The 16,308-nt window shown below is 29.8% G+C and carries 17 protein-coding genes and 1 tRNA gene; 13 read left to right on the top strand and 5 right to left on the bottom strand.

Translation table 11 applies throughout. From position 1 onward, the window contains the following. The 4 genes from Q0820_RS16540 to Q0820_RS16525 form a co-directional block, all read left to right on the top strand. Nucleotides 1-2,817: T9SS type B sorting domain-containing protein (locus tag Q0820_RS16540; protein WP_298489339.1), on the top strand; the 2,817-nt coding region annotated here is incomplete at its 5' end. A 19-nt stretch (nucleotides 2,818-2,836) separates the two neighbouring features. Continuing rightward, entirely contained in the window at nucleotides 2,837-3,784 is a 948-nt protein-coding gene (locus tag Q0820_RS16535; RefSeq protein WP_298489338.1) for a type IX secretion system membrane protein PorP/SprF, read from the top strand. 44 nt (nucleotides 3,785-3,828) lie between these two features. Then, complete coding sequence (gene folB / locus Q0820_RS16530; RefSeq protein ID WP_298489336.1) at nucleotides 3,829-4,188, top strand: dihydroneopterin aldolase; 360 nt, start codon at nucleotides 3,829-3,831, stop codon at nucleotides 4,186-4,188. A gap of 52 nt (nucleotides 4,189-4,240) precedes the next feature. Next, nucleotides 4,241-4,314: transfer RNA gene (locus Q0820_RS16525), tRNA-Cys, on the top strand. A 57-nt stretch (nucleotides 4,315-4,371) separates the two neighbouring features. Here Q0820_RS16525 and Q0820_RS16520 read toward each other — a convergent pair. From Q0820_RS16520 to rnr, 3 genes are read right to left on the bottom strand one after another with little or no spacing between them, the layout of a single operon-like run. Beyond that, the gene (locus tag Q0820_RS16520; protein WP_298489334.1) at nucleotides 4,372-5,043 is read right to left on the bottom strand and encodes a LysE family transporter; all 672 of its coding nucleotides are present in this window, start codon (nucleotides 5,041-5,043) and stop codon (nucleotides 4,372-4,374) included. Nucleotides 5,044-5,054: 11 nt separating this feature from the next. Then, on the bottom strand, nucleotides 5,055-5,738 hold the full coding sequence (locus tag Q0820_RS16515) for a head GIN domain-containing protein (RefSeq protein WP_298489333.1): 684 nt from the start codon (nucleotides 5,736-5,738) through the stop codon (nucleotides 5,055-5,057). Between the two features lie 39 nt (nucleotides 5,739-5,777). Then, nucleotides 5,778-7,985, bottom strand: coding sequence for a ribonuclease R (rnr, locus tag Q0820_RS16510; protein WP_298489331.1), 2,208 nt, complete (start codon nucleotides 7,983-7,985; stop codon nucleotides 5,778-5,780). Between the two features lie 609 nt (nucleotides 7,986-8,594). Here rnr and Q0820_RS16505 point away from each other — a divergent pair. The 8 genes from Q0820_RS16505 to Q0820_RS16470 all read left to right on the top strand — a co-directional run bounded on the left by Q0820_RS16505 (nucleotide 8,595) and on the right by Q0820_RS16470 (nucleotide 12,759). Then, a complete protein-coding gene (locus Q0820_RS16505) occupies nucleotides 8,595-9,026 on the top strand; it encodes an RpiB/LacA/LacB family sugar-phosphate isomerase (protein WP_298489329.1) in 432 nt (143 codons plus the stop codon). Between the two features lie 19 nt (nucleotides 9,027-9,045). Further along, entirely contained in the window at nucleotides 9,046-9,558 is a 513-nt protein-coding gene (locus Q0820_RS16500) for a hypothetical protein (RefSeq protein ID WP_298489327.1), read from the top strand. 90 nt (nucleotides 9,559-9,648) lie between these two features. Beyond that, complete coding sequence (locus tag Q0820_RS16495) at nucleotides 9,649-10,239, top strand: TetR/AcrR family transcriptional regulator (RefSeq protein WP_298489325.1); 591 nt, start codon at nucleotides 9,649-9,651, stop codon at nucleotides 10,237-10,239. A gap of 73 nt (nucleotides 10,240-10,312) precedes the next feature. Next, complete coding sequence (locus tag Q0820_RS16490) at nucleotides 10,313-10,771, top strand: hypothetical protein (protein WP_298489323.1); 459 nt, start codon at nucleotides 10,313-10,315, stop codon at nucleotides 10,769-10,771. Nucleotides 10,772-10,773: 2 nt separating this feature from the next. Beyond that, a complete protein-coding gene (locus tag Q0820_RS16485; protein ID WP_298489321.1) occupies nucleotides 10,774-11,091 on the top strand; it encodes a DUF3817 domain-containing protein in 318 nt (105 codons plus the stop codon). Between the two features lie 49 nt (nucleotides 11,092-11,140). Then, a complete protein-coding gene (locus Q0820_RS16480; protein WP_298489319.1) occupies nucleotides 11,141-11,350 on the top strand; it encodes a hypothetical protein in 210 nt (69 codons plus the stop codon). A 56-nt stretch (nucleotides 11,351-11,406) separates the two neighbouring features. After that, nucleotides 11,407-12,315, top strand: a complete 909-nt coding sequence (locus Q0820_RS16475) for a cation diffusion facilitator family transporter (RefSeq protein WP_298489318.1) — start codon at nucleotides 11,407-11,409, stop codon at nucleotides 12,313-12,315. After that, entirely contained in the window at nucleotides 12,316-12,759 is a 444-nt protein-coding gene (locus tag Q0820_RS16470) for a GNAT family N-acetyltransferase (protein WP_298489316.1), read from the top strand. A gap of 171 nt (nucleotides 12,760-12,930) precedes the next feature. On the opposite strand, the gene Q0820_RS16465 is transcribed toward Q0820_RS16470, so the two are convergent. Further along, the gene (locus Q0820_RS16465; protein ID WP_298489313.1) at nucleotides 12,931-13,545 is read right to left on the bottom strand and encodes a hypothetical protein; all 615 of its coding nucleotides are present in this window, start codon (nucleotides 13,543-13,545) and stop codon (nucleotides 12,931-12,933) included. Nucleotides 13,546-13,547: 2 nt separating this feature from the next. Beyond that, a complete protein-coding gene (gene dcm, locus Q0820_RS16460) occupies nucleotides 13,548-14,774 on the bottom strand; it encodes a DNA (cytosine-5-)-methyltransferase (RefSeq protein ID WP_298489312.1) in 1,227 nt (408 codons plus the stop codon). A gap of 96 nt (nucleotides 14,775-14,870) precedes the next feature. Here dcm and Q0820_RS16455 point away from each other — a divergent pair, with 96 nt between their 5' ends. After that, nucleotides 14,871-16,076: an SH3 domain-containing C40 family peptidase gene (locus Q0820_RS16455; RefSeq protein ID WP_298489310.1), complete on the top strand. Its 1,206-nt coding sequence runs from the start codon at nucleotides 14,871-14,873 to the stop codon at nucleotides 16,074-16,076. Nucleotides 16,077-16,308: the final 232 nt, after the last annotated feature.

Below are 16,308 nucleotides of genomic sequence, written 5' to 3'. Positions count from 1 at the left end.
GTTTCTCAAGTAGATGCTATTACTTGTGATATTGCTAATCCTGAACAAGTATTAATTACCGTTACTGATAATGGAAACCCAACTAATTCATATACATACGAATTATTACCATTAGGTAACACAAACGGTACTTTAACAGCAACTCCTACTAATGTTACAGCTGAATTTAACTTAACGCAAGTGGGTAGCTATACTTTTAGAATTACAGACACAAACACAGGATGTTATGTGCTTACAGCTCCGTATGAAATTGCTCCATATGATTTAATAGAGGTAACTGCAACCGCTATTGACCCAGTAATTTGTTTCAATGATGGTAATGGTTCAATTGAAATTAATATTACTGGTTATAGTGGTACATATGATTATCAAGTATTTGATGATTCAGATAACCCAATTGGAGCGCAAGTTAATACAGATACAAGTGTTAATCCAAGATTAATTACAGGTCTTAACGGTGGTAATTACTACGTAAGAATAACAGAAACTACGGAGCCTTTCTGTGACGATGATACTAATATGGTAACTATAGTATCTCCAGATATGGACTTAACCGAAATAACTACTGTTTTAACAAATGTTGAATGTACTAATGATCAGGGAGAAATAAGTATATCCCCAACAGGTGGTTTTGCTCCTTATGATATTACCGTTACTAATACAACAACAGCTGAAGTTTTCGATACTGCTTTTGATGTAACCACAATTTTATTTACAGGATTATCTGCAGGAGACTATAGCGTTACCGTTGTAGATGCTGGTGGATGTTCTATTACAAATAACTACCCTAACTTATTGGTAATGCCACTTGCAGTAACTGCAAATGCAATTCCATTAAACACTACTTTAGCTTGTTTTGGTGATAAAACAGCAACAGTATCTGCTACAAATGTTATAAATGGTAGTGGTAGTTATGAGTATCAAATTAATTATTACGATACTACGGGTACTTCTATTACATTTACCTCTGGACAACAAACAAGTCCTGATTTTACAAATCTTGGTCCTGGCATATATAGTATTACTGTTTCTGATGGATGGAATTGTGATGTGGAAACTAATCAGGTAACTATTACAGAACCAACTAGAATAGAAGCAACTTTACTACGTACAGACCCATTAACTTGTGCAACAGGAGTAGAGTTTGAACTAAGTGCAACAGGCGGTAGTGGTACTTACGAATACAGTATAGATAATATTACTTTTCTACCTATGACTAGTAATCCAATGCCATTACCTGAAACAGGTATATTAGGTGCAGGGGAACATCAATATTTTGTAAGAGATTTAGGTGGCGCATGTGCTTCTGTAGCTTCAAATGCTATTACAGAAAATGCTATAGTTCCTCTTACTTTAACGGTTGATACTTCCGCTGCTATCATTAGTTGTAATGGAGAATCTACAGCAACTATATATGCAAGTGCAGATGGTGGATTAGGTAACTATCAATATGAATTATTTACGGATGCTGCTTTAACAATAGGATCAAGAATAGCAGGACCACAATCACAAGGTGAGTTTGGTAATCTACCAGCAGGTACATATTATGTAAATGTAATCAGCGAAGATTGTACAGCTCCTGCAGAAGAAGTAATTATAACAGAACCAACGCCTTTAACTTACACTGAAGAAGTTATAAATGTTTTATGTAATGGTGAAGAAAATGGTAGTATAACAGTAACTCTTTCTGGAGGTTCTGGAGGGTATCAATATGCTATTTCTCCAAACTTAAACCAATTTGATACTATTAATACATTTACAGATTTAGCTCCTGGTGACTATACTATTATTGCACAAGATCAAAACGGATGTTTTGAAGAATTAAATTATACTATTACTGCTCCAGACCTTTTAACAGTAGATCCAAACGTAATAACCCCAGAAACATGTATTGGCGATGAAGATGGTGCTATTACTATTAACATTCAAGGAGGAACAGCACCATATAGAACAGCTATTAATTCTAATTCCGAAGTAGATTTTATACAAGATCGTTTAGACTTTACAAATCTTGCTGCAGGGAACTACCTAATATTTGTTAGAGATGTTAATAACTGTGAAACTAATATTGTTGTAGATGTAGAACCTGGTGTTAACCTTAATGCAACTATTACTCCTGTTTATGAGTGTAGTGGAGATGTGCCTACCAATTATGTAAACATAACCTTAGAAGATTCTAGTGTTTTAGGAGATGTATTATATGCTATAGACTCTACGGATCCTAATGATATGCAATTAAATCCTGATTTTAGAAATTCTACTCCAGGAACACATTACATAGCAATAGCACACGCAAATGGATGCGTACAAACCTTTGATTTTGTAATAGAAGATTTTGAACCTCTTGTTCTATCTCTTGAGCAACGTAACCTTAATGAAATTACAGCTGTAGTAACTGGAGGTAAAGAAGAGTACACCTTTATCATGGGCGATAGAAATAATGGTACGGATAATACTTTTAGAATTAACCGTACAGATACCTATACTGTAACCGTTATAGATGAAAATGGTTGCGAATCTGTAGCAAGTATTTATATGGAATTTATAGATCTTGATATACCAAATGTATTTACCCCAGATGGCGATGGTCTTAATGATACTTGGTTCCCAAAAAACCAAGAAGCCTTCCCAGAAATACTAACTATCATTTTTGATCGTTATGGTAGAGAAGTTTATAGAATGGGTATTAATGATAATCCATGGGATGGTCTTTACCGACAAACAGAACTACCAACAGGAGATTATTGGTATGTAATAAAATTACGTGGAGAAGAAGACGATCGTGAATTTGTTGGCCACTTTACTTTATACAGATAAAAACTTAACCTAAACTACTATGTATAATAAATTATTAACCTTAGTCCTCCTACTACTAAGTGTCTTTGGTGCTAAAGCGCAAGAGTTAACATTACCACAACTCTCGCAGTATTTAGCAGATAATCCTTTTGTAATGTCGCCTACCTATGCAGGTATCGGTGATCATGTAAAAATTAGGATTAATGGATTAACACAATGGGTAGGAATTAAAGATGCGCCAGACACGCAATCTTTAGCTGCAGATATGCGATTAGGAGAAAAATCTGGTGTAGGTATTTTATTATATAATGATAGTAATGGAGAAACTAAGCAAAGAGGAGCTAGATTATCTTTTGCCCACCATTTAACCATAGATAGGTATGATGATGAGTTTTTATCCTTTGGTTTATCGTATAATTTTAACCAGTTTAGAATAGATATTGAAAACTTTAGCATTATTGATCCAAGTGTAACAGATGATAGAGCAACAACCAATCATAACTTTGATGTAGGTTTATTATATAGAAAAGATAAGTTTTATATAAGTGCAAATGCATCTAACATAATTGATAAAGATTTATCAAAATTTAATCCAATTTTTGAACCTAATAGACTAAGAAACTATTACGCTTATACGGGATATAGATATAAAAGAAGTAAAAACAGTAATTTAGAAATAGAGCCTTCTGTTTTCTTTCAATTATTTGAAAGTGATGGTAGATCTGTTACCGATTTAAATGTAAAATTTAGATGGTACGATTTTGAAGACTATTACTATGCTGGTGTTACCTACCGTTTTTTAAATGATCAAATTGGTGACCCACTATATATAGCTCCAATTATTGGTTTAAAAAAGAGCAATTTTTATTTTGGATATTCTTACCAAGTAATTCTTAATGAAATTTTAGGATATAGTACAGGAACACATGTAGTAACATTAGGTTTAGATTTATTCCAAGGTGTTAGTAATTGTAGATGTACCTACTAAAAACCAAATGTTTGCTTTAATTTTGCTAAAAATTAAAGATACTCATGGGAATAATAGAAGTTACTAATATTAAGGTTTATGCCTATCATGGTTGCTTAGCAGAAGAAACTAAAATAGGTAGCGATTATCTTGTAAATGTATCTGTAAAAGCAGATTTAGCTAATGCAGCAGCATCTGATAATTTAAAAGATACGGTAGATTATGTTCATATAAATCATATTGTAAAAGAAGAAATGGCAATTGCTGCTAAACTTTTAGAACATGTTGCAGATCGTATAATTAAACGTATTTTACTAGAAATCAATATAGTTATGGAAGTATCTGTAGCTGTTTCTAAAATAAACCCTCCTATAGGTGGCGATGTAGAAAAAGTAACTATTACATTAAAATCTAAAAGATCCTGATTATATATTTTTGAAAGCTAAAAATAAGGCATTACATTTGCACCACTAAAATGGCATCGTGGCCGAGTGGCTAGGCACAGCTCTGCAAAAGCTTGTACAGCGGTTCGAATCCGCTCGATGCCTCCAAAAAAACCCTCTTAATAGAGGGTTTTTTTATTTAATATACTGTTTATTAGCACATTATTACTCTCTTATTTGTTCCATTTTTTCTATACCTTCTTCGATAGTAAATTTATCTTTTGGCAGAAATCCTTTTATAATAAGTACTAATCCGCAAATAACTAAAACAACTCCCAGAAACTTTTTTACTAACCTTATTCTATCAAAAGTTAATTTTCTTTTTAATTGTTTAGCCAATAAGATTTTAAAAATATCTATAGTAAAATACGTAATTAATACTGCAGCAAAGAATAGTATAATTCTATTAGAGTCATTTTCTAGACTAGGACCTACTACTATTATTATTCCAAGCCAAAAAACTAAAACTCCAATATTTATAAAGTTTAGTAAAAAGCCTTTTACAAATAAACTAATATAATGTCCTGAGGTAACTTTTATCGTTTCTTCTTTTTTGGCTTCTTTCTTTACAATACTAGTTATACCATATATTACTAATATTACACCTCCAAAAACATACAATCCAGGTTCATTGCTTAGATTTTCTAATAATTGAAAACTACTAAAATAAGCTATGGTTATAAAAAGTATATCGGCAATAATTACCCCAAGATTAAAAACAATTGCTGCTCTAAATCCTTTTATAGCACTAGTTTCTAAAAGAACAAAAAAAACAGGGCCAATCATAAAACTTAGTAAAAATCCGAGAGGAATAGCTGCCTGTATATCTTCTAACATATTGGGGTAAATTACATTTTAGTTATTTTACCACCAAAAACGGTTTTTTCTTCAAATTTAGCAGGGTTACCATATACTAATACTTCGCCACCAGCTTTTACAGAAGCTTTTACATAATCTGATGCATATATTTCTGCTCTAGAACCTGCATTTACATTTACAGTAGAAAATTTAGTAATTAAACTTTTACCTTCATAAATACCTCCTGTATTAATAGCTACATCTTGTAAATCTGCTGTTCCTGATGTTTCTATAACACCACCAGTAACTGTTTTTATTAAAAGTTGTTCTACTTCAGCTGCTATAACAAGTTCACCTCCTTCTTGGGCTTTTAGTTCTAATACATCTTGCTGAATTATTTTCTTAGAAACAATTCTTGCATCCTCATTAACATCAATAATTATTAAAGATTTTGTATAATATAAATCTATAAAAGTTTTATAACCACTAAATATCTTATTGATTTCCATTCGTATTTTAAGAACACCTTCTTTATTAACAAAAACAACCTCATCAATATTATCACCAGATATTACTGCTTTATTTTCTGTACTTTTAATTAGATTAATAGAGAGACCATCAAAACCTTTAAGTTCTGAAAATTCTGATAATCCTACGGTTATTTTTTCATTTTGAGCGCATATAGTCTGTAGACTAATTACGATGAAAATAAAAAATAAAACTGTTTTTTTCATATTCGTTTTTAAGTATGTATATACGTACTAAAACAAAAGTTATTCCAAAATAGAAACCTTTTCATTTATTCCTATAAGAGAAAAATCTAAATGTCGTTTTATTAAATCGGTGTTTTTTACCATTACAATAACTTCATCTCCTAATTGGTAGGTTTTATTAGTACGCTCACCTACAATGGCATACTCCTTTTCATCAAAGATATAATAATCTCCTTTTATATCTCTAATACTTACCATTCCTTCACATTTATTTTCTATAATTTCTACATAAATACCCCATTCTGTTACGCCACTAATAACACCAACAAACTCTTTATCTTGGTGATCTTGCATAAACTTAATCTGCATGTACTTAATAGAATCTCTTTCTGCTCTGGAAGCTAAAATTTCCATTTCAGAAGAATGTTTACATTTTTCTTCATAAGCTTCTGCATTAGCAGTTTTACCACCATCTAAATAATGTTGTAATAAACGGTGTACCATAACATCTGGATACCTACGTATTGGCGATGTAAAATGTGAGTAATAATCAAACGCTAAACCATAGTGGCCAATATTTTTAGTAGTATACGTTGCTTTACTCATAGTACGTATAGCAAGCGTATCTACTAAATTCTGTTCTTTTTGACCTTTAACATCTTCCAGAAGCTTATTTAAAGACGCGCTAATAGATTTTTTATCTTTAAAGTTTAACTTATGTCCAAAACGAGAAATTATGCCATTAAGAGCTAATAACTTCTCTTCATTAGGATCATCATGTATTCTATATACAAATGTTTTTTCTGGTTTTTGTTTTCCAATAAAAGCAGCAACTTTTCTATTAGCTAATAACATAAACTCTTCTATAAGTTTGTTAGCATCTTTTGCTTCTTTAAAATATACACTTGTTGGTTCGCTTTCTTCATTTAAATTAAAGCGAACTTCTACTTTATCAAAAGAAATAGCACCACTTTGCATACGCTTAGCCCGCATAATTTTTGCCAACTCATCCATAACTAAAGTAGCTTTAACTACTTCATCTGAAACTATATAAGAAGAATTACGTATAGAAATTTCTTTAGGAATATCTCCTTGTTTAGTTTCTATAATATGTTGTGCTTCTTCATAAGCAAAACGCTCGTTAGAGTTTATAACGGTTCTACCAAACCATTCGTTAATAACATTTGCTTTTTTATCTATTTCAAAAACTGCAGAAAATGTATATTTTTCTTCATTAGGACGTAAAGAACAAGCATTATTAGATAAAATTTCTGGTAACATTGGTACCACTCTATCTACTAAATAAACCGATGTTGCTCTTTCATAAGCCTCATCATCTAAAATAGTATCTTCTTGTAAATAATGAGAAACATCTGCAATATGAACTCCTATTTCATAATTTCCATTTTCTAAAACCTGAAAAGAAAGTGCATCATCAAAATCTTTTGCATCTTTTGGATCTATAGTACAAGTTAATACATTACGCATATCTCTACGTTTTGCAATTTCTTCTTCTTTTATAGAAGTGTCTAATTGTTGTGCATAACGTTCTACTTCTAAAGGAAATTCATGAGGTAAACCATATTCCGCTAAGATAGAATGTATCTCAGTATTATGTTCTCCTGGTTTTCCTAAAACTTCTTTTATTTCTCCAAAAGGAGAATCTGTACGATCTGGCCATTCTGTAATTTCTACAATTACTTTATCGCCATCTTCTGCTTTACCAACTTTATCTTTAGATACAAAAATATCGGTATACATTCTTGGATCTGTAGGTCTTATAAAAGCAAAATCTTTTTGCATATCTACAATACCAACAAACTCTGTTTTATATCGTTCTACAATTTTGGTTATTTCTCCTTCTAATTTTTTTCCTTTTCGTTGTGGAAAAACATATACTTCAACGGTATCTTTATGAAATGCTTTATTTACTTTATTGTTAGGAATAAAAACATCATCATCCATTCCTTCAATAACAATATATGCATTGCCTCTACTAGTAAGATCTACAGTACCAGTTTGGTATGTTTTGGTTGAGGCAATTGCTTTATAATGCCCTCTAGTTTCTTCTAAAATTCTTTTTTTCTCTTTTAACTGTACCAATCTTTTTATTAATTGGTTTCTATCATGCGCATCTGTAATATGTATTCTAGATGCTATTTGTTTATATGTGAAGCTTTTTTTAGGGTCTTTTTCTAAAACTGTAAAAATTCCTTTAGTAATTTCGTTCTTTCTATGATTCTTTGCTTTCTTATTTCTCTTTGACATTAATCTTTCTTTCTAATTTATTGGAAAATTACGAATTATAATTCAGTACTTTTTATTTTATCCATTACAGTAAAATTAATTTAACGTTATTAACATATATATTATATTATATTTTTCTTTTATTAAATTTAAAAAAACAATGGTGGTTATTATAGCTTGTTAATAATGGGGATAAAAAAATGAAGAATAATTTGTATTGAACCGTTTAATATTTTTATTGACAATTTATACAAGTCTGTAATTTATAGTTATCAATATGTTACGTATTTTATTAACATATATTAATAACCTCTGTTAACATGAAATTAATAATAACTAAATATTAATTTAGTGTTAACTTCTATAAAAGTAGACTTAATATCTTTCTGTTATATTCTAAGAAGTTAATTAGTTTTTTTGGATTTCTTTTATAAGGCAAATTCTAAATTAGAAATCAAAATTTAAAAGTTATTTTCTTTGGTAAGTTTATTAACAACTAATACAATTATTTGCGAGTGTAATTAACAACTTATATTTTATTAACATTAATATATGTTGTGAAACAGCTATTTATTGTGGTATACACTTATGTATTGTACATTTGTACTGTAAATTAGTATACCTAAACATATGAAAATAGCTATTGGTAATGATCATGCCGGAACAGAATATAAACTTGCAATAGTAGGTTTATTAAAATCGTTAAATATTGATGTTAATAACTACGGTACAGATGGTACAGACAGTGTAGATTATGCAGATTTTGTACATCCAGTTGCAAAGGATGTTGAAAATAGTAGCGTAGATTTAGGAATAATAATATGTGGTAGTGGAAACGGTGCATCTATGACTGCTAACAAACACCAAAAAGTACGTTGTGCATTATGTTGGACTAAAGAAATTGTTGCTTTAGCTAGAGAACATAATGATGCTAATATTTTAAGTTTACCAGCACGTTTTATTTCTTTACCACAAGCTTTAGAAATGGTAAAAACTTTTTTAAATACTAATTTTGAAGGCGGTAGACACGAACGTAGAATAGAAAAAATACCTTGTAAGTAATAGTTTTAATACTAAATTAATGCAGCGTATATTTTTACTAATATTATTTTCTACATTAATTTTTTATTCTTGTGAGGAAAATCCGGAATATAAATTTAATGAAAGCGGTGTATTACTTACTAGTCCTAAAGGATGGTCTGTAGTTGATAAAGAAGATTTTGGTAGTGGATATTATTTATGTATTGAAAAAGACGGATTTGATTCTAGTGCAGTAATTTCTTTTTCATGGGTAAATGAAAGTTTAAATGTAAAAGATTATATTGAAAATTATAAAGATGAACTTAAGGACAATATAGTATATAAAAATTCTAACTTAACCTTTGAGCCTATTGTTAAAAGTGAATATAATAAGATAGAATCTTATTCTTCTAGGTTTAAATTTTCACTTCTTAGTTTAGATCATGAAGGTATTTTATTTTCTTTTATTAAAAATGGAAGAACATATATTATTTTTAAACAAGAAGCTATTGAAGATAAAGCTAAAAATAGTATTGGTTTTAAAGAAATAGAAGAAAGTTTTATTATTCAATAAATTTGTGGCGTGTCTAAATAAGCTTATTTCAAAATAAAGCTATCTTTTTAATATTTTACCTACTTTGTAAAACCTACTAATTAGTATTTTATGACAAAGGCATCCAACACCCGACTAACAATTCTTAATAGTGCTTTTAGCCTTATTTATAAAAAAGGGTATCAAACTACTAGTATTGATGAAATAATAGCAACAACAAAAGTAACCAAAGGAGCTTTTTACTACCATTTTAAGACAAAGGATCAAATGGGAGTTGCTATTATAAATGAAATAATAAAACCTGCAATGCACAACGCTTTTATTCTTCCGCTAGAGAAAGCTAACAATCCTATTGAAGATATTTATTTAATGACTAAATCTTTGTTATTAGATACTCCTTTTTTAAAATTAGAATTTGGGTGTCCTACAAGTAATTTTATTCAAGAAATGACTCCTTGGAATAGTAAATTTTCTGAAGCCTTAAATGAGTTAATTATTGAGTGGCAAGCAGCTTTAGAAACTAGTGTTAAAAAAGGTATTACTAATGGTACATTTCGTAAAACAATACAACCAAAACAGGTAGTTTTATTTATTATATCTAGTTATTGGGGAATAAGAAATTTTGGTAAAATACATCATAGTAATGACTGTTACCATTCTTATTTAGAGGAACTTAAGGTATATTTAAATACTTTGAAATAATTTGTTTTTATATAAAACATACTAAGTAGTATGTTTTTATTACCTTTGCATTAGTATTTTACAAAGAAAGCTAATGTATAACTCGTTATTATCTTTTCATTCTATTGTTAGATGGTTGGTACTAATAACTTTATTTTTCTCCATTTATAGAGCGCTTAAAGGTTATTTTAAAAACACAACATTTTCTAAATTAGATAACTTAATTAGGCATTGGACAGCTACTGTTGCACATATTCAGCTTTTAATAGGCATTTTATTATATACTCAGAGTCCGATAGTAACCTATTTTTTTAAAAACTTTAATGCTTCTATTTCTAATATAAACACAACATTTTTTGGTTTAATACATATACTATTAATGGTAATAGCAATTGTAGTTATAACCATTGGTTCTGCATTAGCAAAAAGAAAATTAAAGGATAAAGAGAAATATAAAACAATAGCAATTTGGTTTTCCATAGCATTATTAATCATTTTTATTGCAATTCCTTGGCCATTTTCTCCCCTTGCAAATAGACCATATATAAGATAAACATGAAAAAATTATTTAAAACAAAAATTGGCCGTCTTCGTATTATTGGTTTTTTAGAAGGTATTTCACTTTTAGTACTTTTTTTTATTGCGGTGCCTATGAAATATTATTTTCAAAATCCAAGCGTAACAAAATTTTTAGGACCAATACATGGAGCATTATTCTTACTCTTTATAATAAATACATTAAGTGTGGGAGTAGAACAAAATTGGAAATTTAAAACTATTACATGGAAAGTTATTTTGGCTTGTTTTATTCCTTTTGGCACTTTTTATATTGACAAAAATATTTTGAGTAAATACCCTCAAAATAAGCATTAGAGTATTTAAACGCTAGGTTATTTAGTAAAATAAAAACTATTTATAAGTAATGGTATTCATTTTTAAAACAAATGTGCAAACTAAAAATCAAATTCAAAGTTTAAAACTTGAATTGGATAGTTTGTTTTCAGAAACACATTGGAATTTTGATTTAGAAGATTGTGATAATATTTTACGAGTAGAAAGTGAATATTATATACAAGAAACAGTTATAAAATTGTTAGAAAACAATAATCTTTACTGTAAAGAATTAGAATAGATAATAAATATAATTTACAGTATCTTAGAGCTACTTTATGTTGAAAAAAGGGCTTTATGTCTCATACGCACAATCATTCTCATCATCACAAAGAAAAAGGTAGAAATTTAATAATATCTATTTTTTTAAACATTGTAATTACGGTTGTACAAGTAATTGGCGGACTACTTTCTGGGAGCCTTTCTCTTTTATCAGATGCTTTACATAATTTTAGTGATGTTATTTCTTTAATTGTTAGTTACATAGCAAGTGTATTAGCAAAGAAAAAAGCATCAACAAATAAAACCTTTGGCTATAAAAGAGCAGAAATTATAGCTGCTTTTGTAAATGCTGCAGCCTTAATAATTGTAGCTGTTATTTTAATACTGGAGGGCATAGAGCGTTTTAAAAACCCGCAAGAAATAGAATCTAATTTAGTTATTTGGTTGTCTTTAGTTGCCATATTTGCAAATGGTTTTAGTGTTTTATTACTAAAGAATGACGCTAAGGGTAATATGAATATGAAATCTGCATATTTGCACTTGTTAACAGATATGTTGGCATCTTTTGCAGTGTTAATAGGAGGCTTATTAATGAAATTTTTTAAAATGTATTGGGTAGATCCTACGCTAACCATTGCAATTGCACTTTATCTTATTTATATGGGATACCATCTTTTAGTAGAGTCTACCAGAGTACTTATGTTATTTACTCCTGGTAGCATTGAAGTTCAAAAAATAGTAGATGAAATTTGTAAGATAGATGTTGTTAAAAACATACATCATGTACATATTTGGCAATTAAATGATGATGAATTTCATCTAGAAGCGCATATAGATTTTAATGTAGATATTAAAGTATCAGAATTTGATGCAATTTTAGAAAATATTGAAGAAATCTTATACCATAATTTTGGAATAAATCATGTTAATATTCAACCAGAATATGGTAAATGTGATAGTAAAAATATAATAGTACAAGACTAAATGTTACATATAGAAATAAAAACTTTTAAGGATTTAAACACAGAGGAGCTTTATAAAATTCTACAATTACGTTCCGAGGTTTTTGTAGTAGAACAAGATTGTGTGTATCAAGATGTAGATAGTAAAGACCAAAAAGCATTACATGTTATTGGTTTTAAAAAGGATGAGGTTGTAGCTTATACACGTATTTTTAGATCTGGCGACTACTTTAAAGATGCTAGCATTGGTAGGGTAGTAGTAAAAGAGTCTGAAAGAAAATATGGTTATGGAAAAGTTATTATGGAAGCCTCTATTAAAGCTGTTGAAGAAAATTTAAAAGAGACAAAAATTCATATTTCTGCTCAAGAATATTTAATAAAATTTTATAGTTCCTTAGGATTTAAACAAGTAGGAGAAGGGTATTTAGAAGATGGTATTCCGCATGTTGGAATGATTAGAACGTAATTCCTTAAATTTTATAAAACCGACTTAAAGGTTGGTTTATTTAATTAGTACTATAGCAACAAAAGTTGTTCTAATAGGATTATATACACTTTTCTTAAGATGATTAGTCAATTTTTATACTAATTAAAGTTGTTACAAATAGCAAACCAACCCAATAGTTTGTATTAAAAATTATATTAGCCTTTTTGCAGCCCCTTTTTCTATTAAATAATCTAGTTTTAATATCAAATTTAATGGTTTTTCGGGCTTATTTGTAGACGATAAATAAAGGTATCCTTCTTTATAACTATGTAGTTCTTTAATTTTTATTTTGCCTTGAATTTTAGAATCCAACGCTATATAATTAGAAAGTGTTTTTTGGGTAATATTTTTAGAATGTAGTAGCGCAATTAATTTTTCTCTATTAACAAAGGTTATTTTACAAGAGGTAAAAGCATTGGGTTCATCTTTATAAATAGCTGTAATAAGCGCGTAAAAATCTGTGGTTTTGGTAGTATCAAAAAGCCATCCTTTTTTAAGAGAACCTTTTTTTAAATAGCTAATTTCAAATGCAAAAGTTGGTAAATCATCTCCAATATAATCTAGTTGGGCTTTTTCATCTATTTTAAAAACTTCTTGAGTTTCTTTATTCGTAAATAAAACATCAACCCCCAGGAATTGCTGTTTAATATCTTGTATACGTTTTGTAGAATACTTTTTTAAATGCTTATGGTAAAGCGTATCTAAAAAAACAGCAAGGTCTTTTTCTTTTTGTAAGTCCGTTGTAAAATTACTTTGGACTCCCATTTTTAAGAATTAATAGTAGTAAATAATTCTTTAGCAATACGCTCTACTACGCCAACAACTAAAGCGTTTCCCATAAAAAATGCCCTTTTAGTGTCCGATATTCCATCTAGTTTGGTGTGGTTATCTGGAAACATATTTAAACGCTCCAGTTCTATAGGAGTTAATCTTCGCAACCCTTTTGGAGTAGCAACAACATGTTTAAACCTAGAGGCACTTTTGCCCCCTTCACCAGTAATAATAGTTCTAGATGCATTATCTAAAGCATCGGGAAAAACCATAGAACCTTCACTATAATTATAGGTAAATCCGCTTTTTGCAGTTCTAACTTCTTTTTTAGAACCTTTTAAATATTCCCATTTAGGAAGGTCTTTTTTATCAATATAAAATTCTGGAGTTACTTCTCCATTTTGTAAAATATCTTTTAAAACAGTTTTCTTGGTTTCCTGTTTGGGCTGGGTTTTAGAAGTATAAACGGTTCCATCACAAAAAACACCTGTATTTAAAAAAGGAGATAGTTTTCCTTCTTTATTAAAGGCATTAGAAAGTGTTACTAAATCTTCTTCTAAAGAAAAGGTGGCGTCTATTTTTAATTGGGGTAAAATAGGAAAAGCTTTAGCTATAGTGCCTTTAGTACTAATCCAATTTAATTTATTTGCTTTTTTTAGATTTTTATAAGCAGTTGTAGATTTATGGTAAGCCAAGAAAAAAATACGCCGTCTTCTTTGTGGCATTCCATAATCTGCAGCATTTATTACGCGCCATTCTACCGCGTAGCCTAAAGCATTTAAACTTTGTAACATAATAGCAAAATCTCGTCCCCTCTGTGAAGTGGGAGATTTTAACAAACGGTCTACATTTTCTAAAAAGAGATATTTAGGTGCATTCTTTTTTTCTGATAAAATACGATGTATAGACCACCATAAAACTCCCTTTTTACCAATAAGACCTTTAGAATTTTGAGAGGTAGTAGCAACGGAATAATCTTGACAAGGAAACCCACCCACTAAAACATCGGCATCTGGTATATTAGAAGTTAACACACTTGCAACATCTTCATTACTATGATTTTCAGAACCAAAACGAGCTTCATACACCAAGGAGGCATGTTGTGTTTTTGTACTTGGTTCCCATTGGTTAGACCAAACAACCTCGTATTTATTTGTTTTTTCGAGCCCTAGTCTAAATCCGCCAACACCCGCAAAAAGTTCTATTACTTTTAGTTTTTTCATACGTTAGGCGTTAAAATTAGTCAAAATGAAGAAGATAGTTTTAAAGATTAAGGAGGTAAGTCCTTAAAAAGTTTTAATTTTCAGAAAAAAATAGAAATGAATTTGCTTTATAGGTTCTTGTTATTGCTGCTTTTTACTGGAACTTTAGTTTCTTCTTGTATAGACGAAACTAAATTAGAAAAAATACCATTAATGGCAGAAATAGATGAAATACGAGAAGAATATGCTCCAGATAAGCGTGTTGCTTTGTTTTCTATTGCGGCAACAAAACAGAAGGATACCTATATTTTAAACGGAGAAAGTAATGTACCAAACGCAGTAGAAGCCTTAAAGAAAAACTTAAAGGAAAAGAACCTAACTTTTGTAGACAGTATTACTATGTTACCAAATGCAGATTTGGAAGGAAAAACAAAAGGCATTGTTACCATTTCTGTAGCAAATATTAGGAGTAATGCAAAACATTCTGCAGAATTGGCCACACAGGCAACATTAGGAACACCTGTTAACGTTTTAAAAAGAGAAGAGGATTGGTTTTTAATACAAACACCAGATAAATATATTTCTTGGGTAGATTTTGGTGCAATTACGGTCTTAAATCATGAAGCCTATTTACAATGGAAAAAGGTGCCAAAAATAATATTTACCAATACTACGGGATATGTTTATTCCATAGCGAATAAAGAATCGCAAATACTATCGGATGTTGTTGCTGGAGGTATTATGGAGTTTTTAGGAGAAGAAAAAGAATTTTATAAAGTTGGTTTTCCTGATGGTAGAAAAGGATTTGTTTTAAAGACCCAAGCAATGGATTATGATAATTGGATTTCTACTGTTAATCCTACGGGAGAAAATTTAGTAACTACTTCTAAAAAATTTATGGGATTGCCTTATTTATGGGGAGGCACTTCTACTAAAGGAGTAGATTGTAGCGGTTTTACAAAAAGCATTTATTTCTTAAATGGGATGGTAATTCCTAGAGACGCTTCACAACAAGTACATACAGGCAAAGAAATAGACTCTGTTCGTAATTTTAATACTCTTCAAAAAGGAGATTTGCTCTTTTTCGGAAGAAAAAAAACAGACTCTACCAAAGAGAGAGTAGTACATGTGGGTATGTGGATTGGCAATAAAGAGTTTATACATGCTTCTGGTACAGGTCGTGTACAAATTGGGAGTACAGATAGTAGTGCTGCTAATTATGATGCCTATAATGTAGATAGATATTTACGCTCCAAACGCTTGTTAAAACAAGAGGATGTGGCTTTAGTAAATTTGGTAAATACCCCTATTTTTAAGGATTGATTTTATTATTCTAAAAAAGAAGAAACAAACTTATGGGTTTGTTTTACTCATGGAATGCTTTCTAAAAAAGAGATAAATACTAGAGTAAAAGACGCATTATTTAGCGGAACGCCTTATTTTAATTAAAAAACAGAAGTATAAAAAGAAAGCACCAACTTGTTAGTTTGTTAAAATAATTCTAGCAGTTTATAAAATAGGGACTAACTTATAAAAAATTACAAAAAATAGCTTT

The organism is uncultured Maribacter sp., from assembly GCF_947495965.1.
Classification (GTDB): Bacteria; Bacteroidota; Bacteroidia; order Flavobacteriales; family Flavobacteriaceae; genus Maribacter_B.
The sequence above is the reverse complement of the archived record's forward strand: the minus strand, read 5'-3'. Positions and strand labels throughout refer to the sequence as shown.

Bases quoted from the DNA above. Each gene is read 5' to 3' on its own strand.
- Q0820_RS16535 (WP_298489338.1), top strand. From the start codon at position 2,837: ATGTATAATAAATTATTAACCTTAGTCCTCCTACTACTAAGTGTCTTT.
- folB (WP_298489336.1), top strand. From the start codon at position 3,829: ATGGGAATAATAGAAGTTACTAATATTAAGGTTTATGCCTATCATGGT.
- Q0820_RS16520 (WP_298489334.1), bottom strand. From the start codon at position 5,043: ATGTTAGAAGATATACAGGCAGCTATTCCTCTCGGATTTTTACTAAGT.
- Q0820_RS16515 (WP_298489333.1), bottom strand. From the start codon at position 5,738: ATGAAAAAAACAGTTTTATTTTTTATTTTCATCGTAATTAGTCTACAG.
- rnr (WP_298489331.1), bottom strand. From the start codon at position 7,985: ATGTCAAAGAGAAATAAGAAAGCAAAGAATCATAGAAAGAACGAAATT.
- Q0820_RS16505 (WP_298489329.1), top strand. From the start codon at position 8,595: ATGAAAATAGCTATTGGTAATGATCATGCCGGAACAGAATATAAACTT.
- Q0820_RS16500 (WP_298489327.1), top strand. From the start codon at position 9,046: ATGCAGCGTATATTTTTACTAATATTATTTTCTACATTAATTTTTTAT.
- Q0820_RS16495 (WP_298489325.1), top strand. From the start codon at position 9,649: ATGACAAAGGCATCCAACACCCGACTAACAATTCTTAATAGTGCTTTT.
- Q0820_RS16490 (WP_298489323.1), top strand. From the start codon at position 10,313: ATGTATAACTCGTTATTATCTTTTCATTCTATTGTTAGATGGTTGGTA.
- Q0820_RS16485 (WP_298489321.1), top strand. From the start codon at position 10,774: ATGAAAAAATTATTTAAAACAAAAATTGGCCGTCTTCGTATTATTGGT.
- Q0820_RS16480 (WP_298489319.1), top strand. From the start codon at position 11,141: ATGGTATTCATTTTTAAAACAAATGTGCAAACTAAAAATCAAATTCAA.
- Q0820_RS16475 (WP_298489318.1), top strand. From the start codon at position 11,407: ATGTCTCATACGCACAATCATTCTCATCATCACAAAGAAAAAGGTAGA.
- Q0820_RS16470 (WP_298489316.1), top strand. From the start codon at position 12,316: ATGTTACATATAGAAATAAAAACTTTTAAGGATTTAAACACAGAGGAG.
- Q0820_RS16465 (WP_298489313.1), bottom strand. From the start codon at position 13,545: ATGGGAGTCCAAAGTAATTTTACAACGGACTTACAAAAAGAAAAAGAC.
- dcm (WP_298489312.1), bottom strand. From the start codon at position 14,774: ATGAAAAAACTAAAAGTAATAGAACTTTTTGCGGGTGTTGGCGGATTT.
- Q0820_RS16455 (WP_298489310.1), top strand. From the start codon at position 14,871: ATGAATTTGCTTTATAGGTTCTTGTTATTGCTGCTTTTTACTGGAACT.